General features: G+C 66.3%; 17 protein-coding genes. 8 read left to right on the forward strand and 9 right to left on the reverse strand.

Going from position 1 to position 15,329, the window contains the following annotated elements:
• Position 1: 1 nt before the first annotated feature.
• The 3 genes from ssuD to JAB4_RS12630 are packed head-to-tail and all read left to right on the forward strand — an operon-like array spanning position 2 to position 2,803.
• A complete protein-coding gene (gene ssuD / locus JAB4_RS12620; RefSeq protein ID WP_070218242.1) occupies positions 2-1,162 on the forward strand; it encodes an FMNH2-dependent alkanesulfonate monooxygenase in 1,161 nt (386 codons plus the stop codon).
• Position 1,163: 1 nt separating this feature from the next.
• Positions 1,164-1,955, forward strand: a complete 792-nt coding sequence (ssuC, locus tag JAB4_RS12625) for an aliphatic sulfonate ABC transporter permease SsuC (RefSeq protein ID WP_070218241.1) — start codon at positions 1,164-1,166, stop codon at positions 1,953-1,955.
• A gap of 17 nt (positions 1,956-1,972) precedes the next feature.
• On the forward strand, positions 1,973-2,803 hold the full coding sequence (locus JAB4_RS12630) for an ATP-binding cassette domain-containing protein (protein WP_070218318.1): 831 nt from the start codon (positions 1,973-1,975) through the stop codon (positions 2,801-2,803).
• On the opposite strand, the gene JAB4_RS12635 is transcribed toward JAB4_RS12630, so the two are convergent.
• Both JAB4_RS12635 and JAB4_RS12640 read right to left on the reverse strand, forming a co-directional pair.
• On the reverse strand, positions 2,760-3,470 hold the full coding sequence (locus tag JAB4_RS12635) for an HAD-IA family hydrolase (RefSeq protein WP_070218240.1): 711 nt from the start codon (positions 3,468-3,470) through the stop codon (positions 2,760-2,762). The two genes, JAB4_RS12630 and JAB4_RS12635, sit on opposite strands and share 44 nt — an antisense overlap.
• Positions 3,471-3,525: 55 nt before the next feature.
• A complete protein-coding gene (locus tag JAB4_RS12640) occupies positions 3,526-3,981 on the reverse strand; it encodes an META domain-containing protein (protein ID WP_070218239.1) in 456 nt (151 codons plus the stop codon).
• 149 nt (positions 3,982-4,130) lie between these two features.
• Between JAB4_RS12640 and JAB4_RS12645 the strand changes: the two genes are divergently transcribed.
• The 5 genes from JAB4_RS12645 (at position 4,131) to JAB4_RS12665 (ending at position 9,241) form a co-directional block, all read left to right on the forward strand.
• Positions 4,131-5,066 (forward strand): hypothetical protein, encoded by a 936-nt coding sequence (locus JAB4_RS12645; RefSeq protein ID WP_070218238.1) that lies wholly within the window; start codon positions 4,131-4,133, stop codon positions 5,064-5,066.
• On the forward strand, positions 5,063-6,538 hold the full coding sequence (locus JAB4_RS12650) for a PLP-dependent aminotransferase family protein (protein ID WP_070218237.1): 1,476 nt from the start codon (positions 5,063-5,065) through the stop codon (positions 6,536-6,538). Before JAB4_RS12645 ends, JAB4_RS12650 begins: the two co-directional genes overlap by 4 nt.
• 138 nt (positions 6,539-6,676) lie before the next feature.
• Positions 6,677-7,852 carry a benzoate/H(+) symporter BenE family transporter gene (locus JAB4_RS12655; RefSeq protein ID WP_070218236.1) on the forward strand — a complete coding sequence of 392 codons (1,176 nt, stop codon included), beginning with the start codon at positions 6,677-6,679 and terminating at the stop codon, positions 7,850-7,852.
• A gap of 85 nt (positions 7,853-7,937) precedes the next feature.
• Entirely contained in the window at positions 7,938-8,669 is a 732-nt protein-coding gene (locus JAB4_RS12660; RefSeq protein WP_070218235.1) for a CPBP family intramembrane glutamic endopeptidase, read from the forward strand.
• Between the two features lie 32 nt (positions 8,670-8,701).
• Positions 8,702-9,241, forward strand: coding sequence for a gamma carbonic anhydrase family protein (locus tag JAB4_RS12665; RefSeq protein ID WP_070218234.1), 540 nt, complete (start codon positions 8,702-8,704; stop codon positions 9,239-9,241).
• Here the strand turns inward: JAB4_RS12665 and JAB4_RS12670 are convergent.
• The 7 genes from JAB4_RS12670 to JAB4_RS12700 all read right to left on the reverse strand — a co-directional run bounded on the left by JAB4_RS12670 (position 9,217) and on the right by JAB4_RS12700 (position 15,262).
• The gene (locus JAB4_RS12670; protein ID WP_070218233.1) at positions 9,217-10,155 is read right to left on the reverse strand and encodes a fatty acid desaturase; all 939 of its coding nucleotides are present in this window, start codon (positions 10,153-10,155) and stop codon (positions 9,217-9,219) included. The genes JAB4_RS12665 and JAB4_RS12670 overlap by 25 nt on opposite strands.
• Positions 10,155-10,472 (reverse strand): DUF3144 domain-containing protein, encoded by a 318-nt coding sequence (locus JAB4_RS12675; protein ID WP_034782889.1) that lies wholly within the window; start codon positions 10,470-10,472, stop codon positions 10,155-10,157. The genes JAB4_RS12670 and JAB4_RS12675 overlap by 1 nt, the downstream gene beginning before the upstream one ends.
• 71 nt (positions 10,473-10,543) lie before the next feature.
• Complete coding sequence (locus tag JAB4_RS12680) at positions 10,544-11,014, reverse strand: gluconokinase (RefSeq protein WP_070218317.1); 471 nt, start codon at positions 11,012-11,014, stop codon at positions 10,544-10,546.
• 32 nt (positions 11,015-11,046) lie between these two features.
• Positions 11,047-11,550, reverse strand: coding sequence for an OmpA family protein (locus JAB4_RS12685; RefSeq protein ID WP_083287130.1), 504 nt, complete (start codon positions 11,548-11,550; stop codon positions 11,047-11,049).
• A gap of 16 nt (positions 11,551-11,566) precedes the next feature.
• On the reverse strand, positions 11,567-12,826 hold the full coding sequence (locus JAB4_RS12690; protein WP_070218314.1) for a diguanylate cyclase: 1,260 nt from the start codon (positions 12,824-12,826) through the stop codon (positions 11,567-11,569).
• An 8-nt stretch (positions 12,827-12,834) separates the two neighbouring features.
• Positions 12,835-13,416, reverse strand: coding sequence for a YfiR family protein (locus JAB4_RS12695; RefSeq protein WP_227742145.1), 582 nt, complete (start codon positions 13,414-13,416; stop codon positions 12,835-12,837).
• 193 nt (positions 13,417-13,609) lie between these two features.
• On the reverse strand, positions 13,610-15,262 hold the full coding sequence (locus JAB4_RS12700; protein WP_070218232.1) for a Na+/H+ antiporter: 1,653 nt from the start codon (positions 15,260-15,262) through the stop codon (positions 13,610-13,612).
• Between the last annotated feature and the right edge of the window lie 67 nt (positions 15,263-15,329).

The raw sequence follows: 15,329 nt of genomic DNA on the forward strand, positions 1-15,329 counted from the left end.
CATGTCATTGAATGTCTTCTGGTTTATCCCGACCCACGGCGACAGCCGTTACCTGGGCACCTCGCAGGGCGCGCGCCCCGTCGATGCCGATTATCTGCGCCAGGTGGCCGTGGCCGCCGACACGCTGGGCTACGACGGCGTGCTGCTGCCGACGGGTCGCTCCTGCGAAGACGCGTGGGTGGTGGCGTCGTCCCTGATCAGCGTGACGCAAAAGCTCAAATTCCTGGTGGCCGTGCGCCCCGGCCTGTCCACGCCCGGCCTGGCCGTGCGCATGGCGTCCACGTTCGACCGCTTGTCGAACGGGCGCCTCCTGATCAATGTCGTCACGGGCGGCGACCAGGGCGAGCTGGAAGCGGACGGCCTGTTTGCCGACCATGCCAAGCGCTACGAGATTTCCGATGAATTCATCAAGGTCTGGCGCGCCACGCTGGCGGGCGAGGGCGGCGCGGCCGGCTACGATTTCGAGGGCAAGCATATCCAGGTGAAGGGCGCGAAAACCCTGTATCCGCCCGTGCAGAAGCCGTATCCGCCCCTGTATTTCGGCGGCTCGTCGGAACCGGCGCACGAACTGGCGGCCGAGCAGATGGACGTGTACCTGACGTGGGGCGAGCCGCCCGCCGCAGTCGCCGAGAAAATCGCCGACATCCGCGCGCGCGCAGCAAAAAAAGGCCGTACGGTGCGCTTCGGCATCCGATTGCACGTGATCGTGCGCGAGACGAACGAGGCGGCCTGGCGCGCGGCCGATGAACTGATCAGCCACCTGGACGACGACATCATCGCCAAGGCGCAGGCGGCCTTCGGCAAGATGGATTCCGTGGGCCAGCAACGGATGGCGGCCCTGCATGGCGGGCGGCGCGACAAGCTCGAAGTGTCGCCCAACCTGTGGGCCGGCGTGGGCCTGGTGCGCGGCGGCGCGGGCACGGCCCTGGTCGGCGACGGTCCGACCGTGGTGGCGCGCATGCAGGAATACGCGGACCTGGGCATCGACACCTTCATTTTCTCGGGCTACCCGCACCTGGAAGAGTCGTACCGCTTCGCCGAACTGGTGTTTCCGCTGCTGGGCAAGGGCAAGGCCGTGGGCGAGCAGTCCTTGAGCGGCCCCTTCGGCGAAGTCATGGCCAGCAATATCGTGCCGGCCGCGCCGCAGAAAAAGGCGGCCTGAGATGGCGACGGCCGCCGTCAAGAGGTTGCCCGGCACGCCATGGCGGAATGTCTTGGCGCCATGGGCCTTGCCCGTGGCGCTGCTGCTGGCCTGGCAGCTGGCGGCGCAGTGGGGCTGGCTGTCGAGCCGCATCCTGCCCGAGCCGTGGGCCGTGGCGAAGGCTTTCTGGCATCTGGCCGTGTCGGGCGAATTGTGGCTGCACCTGAAGACGAGCTTGTGGCGCGCGACGGTGGGTTTTGTCATCGGCGCGGGACTGGGCTTGCTGCTGGGCCTATTGACGGGCAGCTTCCGCCATGCGGAAACCCTGCTCGACACGACCTTGCAAATGGTGCGCAACATCCCGGCATTGGCCCTGATTCCGCTGGTGATCCTGTGGTTCGGCATCGACGAGACGGCGAAACTCTTTCTGCTGGCCGTCGGCGTCTTCTTTCCCGTCTACCTGAACACCTTCCACGGCATCCGCTCGGCCGACCAAGGTCTCATTGAAATGGCGAAAAGCTATGGCTTGTCCGGCTGGCCTTTGTACCGCGACGTGATCCTGCCGGCCGCCATGCCCTCCATTCTGGTTGGCGTGCGCTTTTCGCTGGGGCTCGTGTGGGTGCTGCTGATCGTCGCCGAAACCATCTCGGCGCAGGCTGGCATCGGCTACATGACCATGAATGCGCGCGAATTCTTGCAAACGGACGTGGTGCTGGTGGGGATACTGCTGTACGCCTTGCTGGGCAAGCTGGCCGATTTGTTCTCGCGCCGGCTGGAACGCCACTGCCTGCGCTGGAATCCCGCTTACCGCTAATGATTGAAGAGGACACCATGCTGCTTGCCCCCATCCAGATCGAAACGGATTTTTTGTCGCACTTCGTGCAGTACGACCCGGCCAGCGCGCCGCCGCAGGCGAAGACGGCGCCATCCACCCCTTTGCAACGGCGTGGCGTCCCCCTGGAACTGGCAAACCTGAGCAAATCCTACACCAGCCGCCCCGTGCTGAAAAACGTCGACCTGCAGCTCGAGGCGGGAGAATTTGTCGCCATCGTGGGACGCAGCGGCTGCGGCAAGAGCACCTTGCTGCGTTCGATCGCGGGGCTGGAAAGCATCGATGAAGGCAGCGTCGCCATCGGCAGCGGTGTCGGGGCGCCCGACATCCGCATCATGTTCCAGGAGTCGCGCCTGCTGCCATGGAAGACGGTGCTCGACAACGTGGCCCTGGGCTTGCCCCGTTCCGTCGGCGCGGCGGCCGCCTCGCTGTGGACGGTGGGCCTGGCCGAGCGGGCGGACGACTGGCCGTCGGCCCTGTCGGGCGGGCAGAAGCAGCGCGTGGCGCTGGCGCGCGCCCTCGTGCACGAGCCGCAACTGCTGCTGCTTGACGAGCCCTTGGGCGCGCTCGACGCCCTGACGCGCATCGAGATGCAGCAGCTGATCGAGTCGCTGTGGCTGGCGCGGGGCTTTACGGCCGTGCTGGTGACGCACGACGTGGCCGAAGCGGTGGCGCTGGCCGACCGCGTGCTGCTGATCGAGGATGGCCAGATCACGATGGACGTGCAGGTGGACTTGCCGCGGCCCCGTCAGCGCGGCCATGCTGCCTTCGCCGCGCTGGAGCAGGCTATCTTGTCGCGGGTGCTGCAGCCGTCTCGGCCAGGACAATAAAGCCATCGCCATCGACGGTCGCCACGATGCCTTCATAGCTGGCGATGGCCGGGTGGCGCGTGGCCAGCGGGTGCGCATGCGTGGCAGTGACGACGATGACCTTCGCGCCGGCCGCTTCTCCCGCCTCGATGCCGACCGAGGCATCCTCGAAGACCAGGCAATCCACGGGCGCCACGCCCAGTTTTTCCGCCGCCAGCAGGTAGCAATCGGGTTTTGGTTTGCCAGCCTTGACGTCTTCCGCCGTCACCATGATCGCGGGTATCGGCATGCCGGCCGCCTTCAGGCGCGCCGTGGCCAGCGCGCGCGGCGCCGAGGTGACGATGGCCCATTGCGCGGGCGGCAGCGACGTCAAAAAACGCAGCGCGCCCGCGATTTCAATAATCCCTTCCACATCGATGATTTCCGCATCCGTGATGCCCTGCGATTCGCGCTGCGCATCGATGCCGGGCAAGCGCAGCTTGGCGATGGTGTCGACCGAGCGCGCGCCATGGATCGTGGGCAGAAAGGCAGCCACGTCGAGGCCCTGGCGCTGCGCCCAGGTGCCCCAGATGCGTTCGGCGGCGGCGATGGAATTGATGACGGTGCCGTCCATGTCAAAAAGAAAAGCTCGGTAGCGGCCGGCGGCCGATGGTGTTGGGGATGACGACGGCGAGGGCAGTGCGGACATGGCTTCCTTCCAATTGATGGGCTGGAAGCCATTGTAACGGCAGCCGGTTTTTATTTCACAGGTAGACCGATTCAAACCTGGCCACGGGCGCGCCATCCTTGAGCAGGATCAGGTACTCGCCATCGAAACGGTAGCCCGTCACGCTGTTCAAATTGGCCAGCACGGCGCTTTCCAGCTGCATCAGCGGCGGCGGGCAGGCCATGCGCGTGCCGGCCAGCTGCGTGAAGCGCAGGGCCGTGCCGGCCAGCGTGTAGCCGCCCATGACCTGGTTGCAGCCCGTAAAACCATGGACCTTGCCATCGTCGGTGAGCGTGATGCGCACTTCGCGCTCCTGCCCGGGCGCCATCGTCACGGGGGCGCCATCGAGCTGCGTCAGCTTCCAGTAGGTATTCGTCAGGCTGTACGTGGGCGTCAGGCCCGTGTCCGGCCTGGCGCTGTCGGAGGTGGCGGCGCAGCCGCCGGCCATGGCGATGGCGGCGGCGAGGGAAAGGTATTTGAGGTGATGCAGCATGGAAGGCTCCTGGGAGGGGGGAATGCCCGCAGACTAGCAGGTTTTCCGTGCCGTTTAGCGCACGGCAGCGGCGATTGTTTCCATTTTGCCAGTCCTGGCATTACACTCATGCTTTCCATTGTTTTAACCTTGATCGGGGAGCCGGGCCGATGCTGCAAGCGCAAGCGCTGGATAACCGACTGGTCGCCACCACTGGCGACGACGTGCTGGTCGACCGCATCGTGCCCGGCGCGCCGCTGGTCATCGCCTTCGGCTTCGTCTCGTGGACGACGCGTCCCGCCTTCGATTTTTACGGGCGCCTGAGAAAGCTCGAGCAGGCCAGCGGCCAGCCGCTGAACAAGATCCTCGTGCGCGATTCGGGCAATGCCTGGTACCACCGCCGCATCGCGGGCCTGGGCAATCATGTCGACGAAACGGCGCAAGCCTTGCGCGATCTCGTGCGCCGCATCGCGCCAAGTACCGTCACCACCCTCGGCCAGTCCATGGGCGCGTACGCGGCCGTCATGTATGGCTTGCTGCTCGAGGCGCAGCAGATCGTCGCCTTCGGGCCGCTGTCTTTTCTCGACGTGCAGCAGGCGCGTTTGTATCACGAGCTGCGCTGGCTGCCCGTGATGGAGTCGCTGGCGCAGGATCCTCCGGCCTCCCGTTATTACGACCTGGCGGCCCTGTGCCGCGCCAGGGCCACCGAATATACGCGGATGCACCTGCTGTTCGGCACGCGGCCTGACGCGGCCAACGCGGGAGGCAGTGCCAGCGAATCGGTCAACCTCGACGCCATGCACGCACAGCGCCTGGCGCCATTTGGCCGCTGCACCCTGCATCCGTTCCCCCACTCGGGCCACGCGGTGGTGCAGCACCTGATCGACACGAAGCGCATCAATGGCTTGCTGGCCAGCTGCATACTCGGTCTGACCTTGGACGATGAACCGATGCCGGACATCAGCCGCGAATGGCAGGACTGGGTGGCGGAAAACCTGCGCCTGGGCTGCGCCGGCGAACAGCTGGTGGCGGTGCTGCAGCAGCACGGCTTTTCGCTGGCCAGCAGCATGGCGGCCGTGGATGCGGCGCGCGCCAAGGCCATATGACGCCGCAGTTCGAACTCGACACCCTGAAAATCCGCATCGCCGCTCCCGGACTGGCGGCGCTCGACCTGCGCGTGCGCGTGCAGCGCGCGCTGCGCCAGCTGATACTCGACGGCGTGCTGGCGCCCGGCGTGCGCCTGCCGGCCACGCGCACGCTGGCGCAATCGCTGGGCGTGTCACGCGACACGGTGGAAATGGCGTATGCGCAGCTGCGCCTCGATGGCTATCTGCGGCGCCAGGCGGGATCGGGCAGTTTCGTCTCGCCGACGATAGGCGCGAGCTTGCTGGGCAAGCCTGCGACGACGCTGCCGTCCTTGTCCGCGCAGCCGATGGCGCTCAGCGCGCGCGGCGCGCAGATACTCGCCAGCGGCGGCGTGGCCGACCAGCAAAGCGTGAAGGCGTTTGCCACGGGCTTGCCGGAAACGCGGGCCTTTCCGCTCGATGTGTGGGAGCGCTTGCGGCGCCAGGCGGCCGGCGAACACCATGCGGGCATGCTGCTGCACGGCGACCCGCAAGGCGCGGAGCCGCTGCGGCAGGCCATCGCCGACTATGTGAACCTGGAGCGGGGCGCGCGGGCCACGGCCGGCCAGGTGCTGGTGCTGAGCAGCACGCGCCAGGCCCTGTACCTGTGCGCGCAGGTGCTGGCCGACGCGCATGGCCCCATCCTGATGGAAGATCCCGGCTATTTCGGCGCGCGCAAGGCCTTCGAGATGGCGCAATTGCAGATCGTGCCCGTGCCCGTCGATGCGCATGGCCTGTCCATCGACCACCTGCGCGCGGACCGCAGCGGGGCCAGCACGATTTATGTCACGCCGTCGCATCAATACCCGACGGGCGCCACCCTGGCGCTCGAGCGCCGCCTCGCGCTGACTGCCTGGGCGGCCGAGCGCCAGGGCTGGATCATCGAAGACGATTACGACAGCCAGTTTCACTACGCGGGCTTGCCGACGGCTTGCGTGCAGGGGCTCGACGCACAGCAGCGCACGATTTACCTGGGCACCTTCGCCAAGTCGCTGTATCCCGGTCTGCGCATCGGCTACATGGTGCTGCCGCCCGCGCTGGTGAAACCGATGACGTATGCGCGCAGCATTCTCGATGGTCATACGCCGCAGCTGGACCAGCTGACACTGGCCCGTTTCATCGCCGATGGCCATTTCGCGGCCCATGTGCGCGCCATGCGCAAGGTCTACGCCGTGCGCCGCGATGCGATGGCGCAGGCCGTGCAGCGGCATTTGCCGCACGTCGTCACGGCGCAGCTGCCGCCGGGCGGCTTGCAGATGCCATGTCTGCTGCACGAAGGCAGGGACGAGCTGGACACGCTGCGCCTGGCGGCGCAGGCGGGCATCGTGCTGCCTGGCCTGAGCCGCTTGTACGCGACGCCGCCGGAACGCGGCGGCTGGCTGCTGGGCTTTGCGGCGCTCACGCCGCACGAGATCGACAGCGGCATCGTCCGCCTGGCGCGCGCGCTGGGTTGATTGTTCAAGTGGTCTGTTGGATGTGAATAAATTGGCCTGTCTGAGCAGTCCATGCGAAAGCTAAGATGCCCCTTTTCACAATCAGGCAAGGGCACACGCATGCAGACAAGTTCCACACCATCGGCCTCGATCGATAACATGGCGCAGGCGCGCTGGCGCGACCTGGCGTCCCCCATCATGGCGGCCTTCATCTCCGTCCTCGTCAACTATGGCGGCACCTTCGTGCTGGTGTTCCAGGCGGCCCAGCTGGCCCAGCTGAGCGCCGCGCAGACGGCGTCCTGGGTCTGGTCGCTGAGCATCGGCGTGGGCGTGACGGGCATCTGGCTCAGCTACCGCTACCGCGCTCCCATCATCACGGCCTGGTCCACGCCCGGCGTGGCTTTCCTGGCCACCGTCATGCCGCATACGCCGTATGCCGAGGTGATCGGCGCCTATATCATTTCCGCCATCGCCTTCATTGTGCTGGGCATGTCCGGCGCCTTCGAGCGCCTCGTGCGGCTGATACCGGGCGGCATCGCGGCGGGATTGCTGGCCGGCATCCTGCTGCAGTTTGGCGTCAACGCGTTTGGCGGCGCCAGCGCCGATCCCGTGCTGGTCGTCGTATTGCTGCTGTCGTACGCCGTGCTGCGCCGTTTCACGGCACGTTTTGCCGTGGTGGGCATCATGCTGATCGGCCTGGCCCTGCTGCTGGCGCAGGGGCGCATCGATGCGCAAGGCATCGAACTGGCCCTGGCCGCACCCGTGTTCGAGATGCCGCGCTTTTCCGTGGCGTCGCTGCTGGGCGTGGCGCTGCCCCTGTTCCTGATTACGCTGACGGGGCAATACATGCCCGGCATGCTGGTGCTGCGCAATGACGGCTACGCCGTCAGCGCCAATCCGATTTTGACGGTGACGGGCCTCGGTTCGCTGCTCATGGCGCCGTTCGGCGCGCACGCCTTCAATGTGGCTGCCATCACGGCCGCCATCTGCACGGGCAAGGATGCCCATGCGGACCCGTCGAAGCGCTATGTGGCGGGCCTGGCGTGCGGCGTGCTGTACATCCTCGTGGGCATCTTTGGCGTGACCCTGGCCAGCCTGTTCATGGTCTTGCCGCGCCCCTTCATCACGGCGCTGGCGGGCCTGGCCTTGCTGGGCGCCATCGGCAACAGCCTGGCGCAGGCGATGGCGGACGTGCGCATGCGCGAAACGGCCCTGATTACTTTCTTGGCTACGGCCGCGAACGTGACCCTGCTGGGCGTGGGCGGCGCCCTGTGGGGACTGGCGGCGGGGCTGGCTGCGCATGGGCTGATGCATGGCTGGCGCAAGGCGGCATAGCAAGACAGGTTGCCCATGTTGCCAGGCGGCGCATACAATTGCTGCGCCCGTGCCCGTTGGCACCGTACTTTCTCCGATGTGAACGATGGACGACCTGACTTCCCTGGCGCAGTATCTGCTGGCGATCACGCCTGCCTTCCTCGTCTGCGCCGCCATGCTGCTGGCTATTCCCCGGACGGTACCGCTGCTGCGCGTACTCGTGCATATCCTGTTTTTCGTGCTGGCGCGCGACGCGATGACGGCGCACGGTTACTGGCAGGTGGCGGCGGGCGGCTTGCGCTTCACGGCGCCGCCACCGGTCTTGCTGGCGCTGGGCGCCATGTCGCTGGGGCTGGTGGCAAGCACGTGTTGGCTGGAAAGCGAGGCGCGCGGCCAGATCCGCTGGCTGGGCATGCGGCCAGCCCTGTCCGTGCTGCTCGGCGTGGCGGGCGCGTGCGTGATCGTTGCGCTGGCGGCGGGCTTGAAAGCGCTGTTCGGCTTGCCGCTCTTGCCGCCCGTCGCGTCATCCACGCTGCCCTTGCTGCTGGGTTTTGCGCTGGCGGCCAACTGTTATGAGGAATTGCTGTTCCGCGGCTTGCTGCAGCAGCAATTGCGCGCCTGGCTGCCCGCCTGGCGCGCGGCGCTGGTGTCGGGCATGCTGTTCGGCCTGTGCCACGCCTTTCTCGCCACCACCGTCACGCAGGTGGGCGCGCCCATCCTCGTGTTTACCGTGATCGAAGGCGTGGTGGCGGGGCTGGTATATTGCCGTGCCGGCTTGTTGGGCGCATCGCTGGCCCATGGCCTGGCGATTTTTGCGCTGGCGGCCGGCTGGGTGTGAATGTCTACTAATTAATGAAAAGCGAGAAAGCGATGCCTGTCAGTTCCTACCTGAATACCCGTCCTGTGCTGGGCGAAAGAGTCTACCTGCATGACACGGCGCAAGTGATTGGCGACGTGCAGATCGGCGACGACTGTTCCATCTGGTGCAACAGCGTGCTGCGCGGCGACGTCAACCGCATCGTCATCGGCGAGGGCAGCAATATCCAGGACTTTTCCATGGGCCATGTGTCGCACAGGAATGCGGCCAAGCCCGATGGCTCGCCCTTGACCATCGGCAAATACGTGACCATCGGCCATTCCGTGATCCTGCACGGCTGCACGATTGGCGACGAATGCCTGATCGGCATGGGCAGCATCGTCATGGATGACGTGGTGGTGGAAAAGCACGTGATGCTGGGCGCGGGCAGCCTGGTGTCGCCGGGCAAGGTGCTGGAAAGCGGCCATCTGTATGTGGGCCGGCCCGCCGCCAAGGTGCGCGCACTGACCGAGGCGGAAATCGCCTACCTGCGCTATTCGGCCGAGCATTATGTGCGCGTCAAGAACAATTATCTGGCCGGCGGCGACGCCTGACCGCCAGCGCCCTCAAGGCGGCGCAGTTCCGGCCGCGGCGCCAGGTCGTGCGGCAGGCGCAGGCCTGACACGAGGCCCAGGCGCCGCAAGAGCAGCAGCATCCACCAGCCCGGGTCCCATTCGCCCGGCAGCAGGCCCAGCCTGGCTGAGCCTGGATACGCGTGATGGTTGTTGTGCCAGCATTCGCCCATGGTCAGCAGCGACGTCAGGCGGATATTCCTGCCTTGTACGGCGGCGCCATGGACCTCGAAGTGCATCTGCCCATGGTTGTGGGCGAAGTAGCCGATCAGCCAATGGCCGAGCACGCCGGCGCTGACCCGCGCGCAGACACCCCAGCACACGAAGCCCCAGCCGCCCCAGGCATAGAACAGCACGGCCCATGGCAATTGCTGCAGCATCCAGCTTCTTTCCAGGAAACGGTAAAAGCGGTCGAGCGCGATGCGCGTCTCGATGGCGATGTGGGGCGGGTGGTCGAGTTCCAGGCGGCAGAATAATTGCCACCAGGCATCACGCCAGAAGCCGGCGCCGTGGCGCAGATAGGGATGGCAAGCGGGCAGGCGCTGCGCATAGTCGCGCAGCTCGTGCTGGCGCAGCAGGCCCAGCGGGCCGCTGAGGCCCACCAGCACGCCCAGGTAGACGAGTACATATTCCAGCCATGGCGGGCATGCAAAGCTGTTGTGGATCAGCTTGCGGTGGCTGCCCAGCGAGTGGCCGAACAGCAGGACGACGGCCGTGCCGGCCGCAAACAGCAGCAGGCCCATCCAGCTGAAGAAGAGCAGGGCGCCCGTCACGGCGCCGGCCAGCATGGCTAGCAGCCACAGCGATTGCAGCGGCGCGTAACGCACCGTGCCGTCGAGGACGCTGCCGGCATGGGTGGCGCGGGCGCGGTGGCCGTCCAGGCTGGCTGCGGACATCAGCCCTTGGGGGCCGACGACGGTTGCGTGTACTTGTCGAAGTTGGTGATGTAGTCGTTGAAGTTGTCGGTCAGCATGCGCTTGTACTGTTCCGTGAAGAAGGCCACGGCGCCTTCCTTCTCTTCCTGCATCTTGGCCACGTCGTTGCTCTTGCTGGCGACGAGGAAGGCGTTGAAGCGGGCGGCCGCGTACAGCAGCGAGGTGGCCACTTCATTGCCGCCGCTGTGCATGCATTGTTCATTGGCCAGGGCGATGACCTGGTCGGCGCGTTCCCAGAATTCCGGGCCCGGTGCTGGTTTTGTCGTTGGTGTGCTCATAGAAATCCCTCATGAAAGTGCGCGCCAGTCTACACAGGGGGGCGCGGGCTGTCCAGCCGCGCGGCTGCCTGTCAGGGCGCTTGCAGGATCTGTGCGACCAGCACGGCCAGCGGCTGGCGGACGTCGAGCACCATGCCGGCTTCGTCCGGCAGCAGCGGCTGCAGGGTGGCCAGCTGGCTGTCGAGCAGGCTGGCCGGCATGAAATGGCCGGGGCGCTGCAAGCGGCTTTCCAGCACGGCGCGCGGGCCGTCCAGGTGGGCAAAGCGCAGGGCAGGATCGCCTTCGCGCAGCACGTCGCGGTAGGCGCGCTTCAGGGCCGAGCAGGAGACGACGAGGCCGCTGCCTTGCGCGCGGGCCGTGGCGATCCGGTCGCGCAGGGCGGCCAGCCAGCCGGCCCGGTCGGCATCGTCGAGCGCGATGCCGGCGGCCATCTTGGCCACGTTTTCCGGAGAATGCACGTCGTCGCCTTCCACGTAGGGCACGTGCAAGGCCTCGGCCAGCAGGCTGCCGACGGCGCTCTTGCCGCAGCCGGACACACCCATTACGACCCAGCGCACGGCGGGCACGCCCATGGTCAAGGGGCCGAGACGATGACGGTGACGCGGCGGTTTTCCGCCTTGCCCGTCTTGCTGGCATTCGAGGCTACCGGTTTGCTCATGCCCAGCCCCTTGACGCTGATGTTATCGCGTGGAATGCCCGATGCGCTCATGGCGTCGGCCACCACGTTGGCGCGCGCCAGCGACAGCTTGTTGTTGTAGGCTTCCGTGCCTTCGTTATCCGTATGGCCTTCCACGCGCATGTGCGTGATGCCCACTTTCAGCAGGGCGGCGCTGATTTTCTGGATGGCCATGCGGCTCGGCGGCGTCAGCTTGGCGGCGTCGAATTCGAACAGCAGCTTGTCGGTAAAGCTCAGTTCCCAGCCTTCGTCGGTCTGGTTGAAGCCTTGCTCCTTCAGGGTGGCGACTTGCTCGGGGCTGAACAGCGGTTTGGTCTCGGGCGTGCTTTGGCAGGCGGCCAGCAGGCCCAGCATGAACAGGCCGAGTAAGCCGCGGCGTAATTGCTTGTAGATGAATTGCATGGTGTTGCTCCTTGGTTCAGGGGTGAATATGGGGTTGCGGCAGGCGCGCCACCTGGCGCGTGCCGCGCTGCGCCTGCTTCGCGCGGTACATGGCTTCGTCCGCCGCGCCGACCAGCGAGATGGCGTCGATGGCGTGATCGGGGAAGACGGCCACGCCGATCGTCAGCGAGCTGACGATGCTGTTGCCGGTGGGCAGTTCAATGGCTTGCGCCATGGCGGCGATGATGTTGTCGGCGATGTGCATGGCGTCGCTGCTGTTGCGCAGCGGCTTGAGCACGATGGCGAATTCGTCGCCGCCCAGGCGCGCCACCAGGTCGCCCTCGCGCAATTGCTGCTTGATGCGCGCGGCGATCGTCACCAGTACGCGGTCGCCCGAGGCATGGCCGAAGGTGTCGTTGATGTACTTGAACCGGTCGCTGTCGAGGAACAGCACGGCCACCTTGCCATTGCCGACCCGCGCTTCGAGGATGGCGCGTTCCAGTTCCGCTTCCATGAAGGCGCGGTTCGACAGGCCCGTCAGGCTGTCGTGGTTGGCGCGGTGCGACAGCGAAGCGTGTTCCTTCTGCAGGTGGCTTTGCCACGCTTCCAGTTCGTCGAGCAGGGCGTTGAAGTCGTCATTGATCTGGTTCAGCTCGGCAATATTGGCGGGCGGCACGCGCAGTTCGAACGAGCGGTCGCGCCGCACGCGGTGGGCCGTTTCCGCCAGGTGGCGCAGCGGCGACGTGATCTCCGTTTCCATGCTGCGCGACAGGCGCACGGCGACGACCAGGCTCAGCACCAGGCAAGCGAGCAGGCAGGTCAGGCCGCTGAGCAGGAAGGGCAGCAGGCTGCGGCTGTGCGGCACCAGCCTGATGCTGCCGATCGCCTGTTCGTTGCGCGTGATGGGGAAGGTCAGCGAATCGGGCAGCATCCAGCCCGTCAGCGCGCGTTCGATGTAGTAGCGCGTGCCGTGCTCGCCCCGTTCCCAGCGGGCCAGCACCTTGCCGGCCTGGTCGCTCACCTGCGCCTGGTCGATATCTTCATTGACGCCGATCAGGGCCAGCGCTTCCCTGGCGGCCAGGGAGTCGCCAAAGACGACGGCCCCTTCCACCGTGTAGCTCATCGAACGGGCCACCAGGCGCAGGTTCTGGTCCGAATACACGCGCAGGGCCAGCAGCGCCACGGCCGTCAGGGTCAGGCCGGCCGCCAGCACGGCGATCAGCGACACGCTCAGGTGGGCGCGCCGCAGCACGCTGTCGAGCGTGGGGCGGGGCTTGCGGGCAGGCTTGTTGCTCATGCGGGCGCTCATGGCGGCGGTCCCTTGCGACGTGCAATTTGCAAGGCGTTCGGATGCACGCGCAGACCGCTGCGGGCGATGGCGTCGAGGTTGACGTCAAAGCCGATCTGCCCCTCGGCCAGGCGCAGGCAGAACATGGTGCCCACAGTGCAGGCCGTGCCCGGTTCGGCGACCGATAAAATCGGCTTGCCGATGATCTGCGTCAGCAGATGCTCGCGTTCGCCCTCGGGCAGGCTGCCCAGGTAGACGACGTCGCATTCGCTCGCGGCGCTTGCCAGCGCGGGGATTTTCACGCGGATGCGCTGGCCCAGGCTGGAGGCTGGCGTGTCGACGATGGCCGCGCCGTAGTGGGGCGCACCGAGCATGCACACGCGCACTTCCTGGCGCGCCACGGGCCAGCGCACATAACTGATGATGCCAAACAGGACCTGGGCCACTTCGGCCGGACGCCTGGCGTCGGCCGCCGCGCCCGCTTGCGCCCACGCCGCGCACGGCGCCAGCGCAGCGCAGGCGAGCAGCGCGGCCAGCAGCACGACAGCGGGCAGGACGGACGGCGTGGAGCGCTGCCGGTGGCGGGGGGAGGAGGGCACGGCGTCGGTGTCTTTATGCAGGTCGGTGGCTATTCAAATAGTTACTCAGCAACACAGACTGTACGGAAGTCCGTGTTGAAAGTAAATCACGGCATGACGCCATAAACCTTGCATTATAAACACGAATGTGAAAACTTGCATTCTTTACCATGAGAATTACTTATCAACACTGCCGTGGCGCGCTAAAGTGTTGCTATTCTTCCAGTGTCGCTTCCAGCAAGTCGATTTCGCGCAGCAGGCGCAAATGGATGGTGTCGTCCAGTTCGCCCGAGATGCGGCGGCGGAACAGCTCGTCGCGCTCGGCATTGAGCGCTTCCAGGCGCAGCGCCCGTTCGGCCTTGGCCAGTTCCTGCAAGCGCATCGCCTCGTCGTTGCTGCTTTCGCCATAGGCGAGGCGGCGCCGGTAGGCTTCGATCAGGCGGTTGGCCGCCTCCGTGACGACTTGCTGCTTGTCATTCTTGTCGATGCCTTCGCACACTTTTTCCAGCCGCGCGATGGCCGCTTCAGCGGCGGCGGCGCGGGCATTGCGCTCTTCCGTCGAACGGCGCGCGGGCGGCGCGAATACGAGGCCCTTGGTCAGCAGGGGCAGGGTGACGCTGGCCAGCAGCAGCGACAGCAAAATCACGCCCATAGCCAGGAAGATGACGAGGTCGCGCGCGGGAAAGCGCGTGCCGTCGGGCAGGAACAAGGGCAGGGTCAGTATGCCGGCCAGGGTCAGCGCGCCGCGCACGCCCGCGAACGACGCCACCAGCAGCAATCGCAGGCTGGGGCGCGCCAGCAGCGCCGCGTCCTTCGGCTCGCCCGCCACCTTCTTGTGGTGCTTGAACAGGGTCAGTTTCATCGAGATGAAGACCCAGAGGAAGCGCATGAAGGTCAGCCCTACCGTGATGGCGATGACGAACAGCGGCAATTTCCAGGCGCTGCCGGCGCCGATTTCGGCCGATGCGGCCGGCAAGCCGGCCACGGTGGCGGGCAGTTGCGCGCCCAGCATGACGAAGATCACGCCATTCAAGACCAGTTGCACGGTATCCCAGACGGCCTTGCGCTGGGTGCGCGTGGCGGCCAGCGGACGGCCGATCAGGTCGGCATAATGCATGGACACGCCCGCCGTGGCGGCGGCCAGGATGCCGGAGCCGTGGATTTGCTCGGCGCCCAGGTAGGCGGCGAACGGGATCAGGATGCTGATGAGGATTTGCAGGCCAGGCTCTTCGCCAACCTTGCTCACCAGCCATTTATTCGCCAGGCCCACGCCCCAGGAGATGCCCAGGCCGATGACGATGCCGCCGCCCGCTTCCTGCAGGAAACTCAGCGAGGCGGCGCCGATGGAAAAGCCGCCCGTCATCATGGCGCCCACGGCAAACGTGAAGCAGACCAGGCCCGAAGCGTCATTGAGCAAGGATTCGCCTTCGAGGATGTGCATCAGGCGCGGCGGGATCGGGTTGCCGGCCGCGATGGCCGAGACGGCCACGGGGTCCGTCGGCGAGAGGATGGCGCCCAGCGCGAAGGCGACGGCCAGCGGCACGCTGGGGATCAGCCAGTCGATGAAGAAACCCATGCCCAGCACGGTAAACAGCACCAGGCCGATGGCCAGCATCAGGATCGAGCGCGCGTCGGAAAAGAAGGCGCCCTTGGGAATGCGCCAGCCATCGAGAAACAGCAGCGGCGGAATGAAGAGCAGGAAGAAGATGTCGGGATCGAGCGGCACTTGCACGCCAAACAGGGCCAATCCCGTACCGCCGGCGATCTGGATCAGCGGCAGCGGCAGCTTGACCCAGCGCGAGCGGGCGAGAAAGCCGCACAGGACGACGGTCAACACGAGGATGAGGATGATGGTAACGGTATGCATGAAGAAGCGGCGGCGTGCTGAAACGCTGATTATAAGGCGCAGCCCGCCTGCGGCACGACCTCCGTGT

It is taken from the genome of Janthinobacterium sp. HH102 (assembly GCF_001758625.2).
Taxonomy (GTDB): domain Bacteria; phylum Pseudomonadota; class Gammaproteobacteria; order Burkholderiales; family Burkholderiaceae_D; genus Janthinobacterium.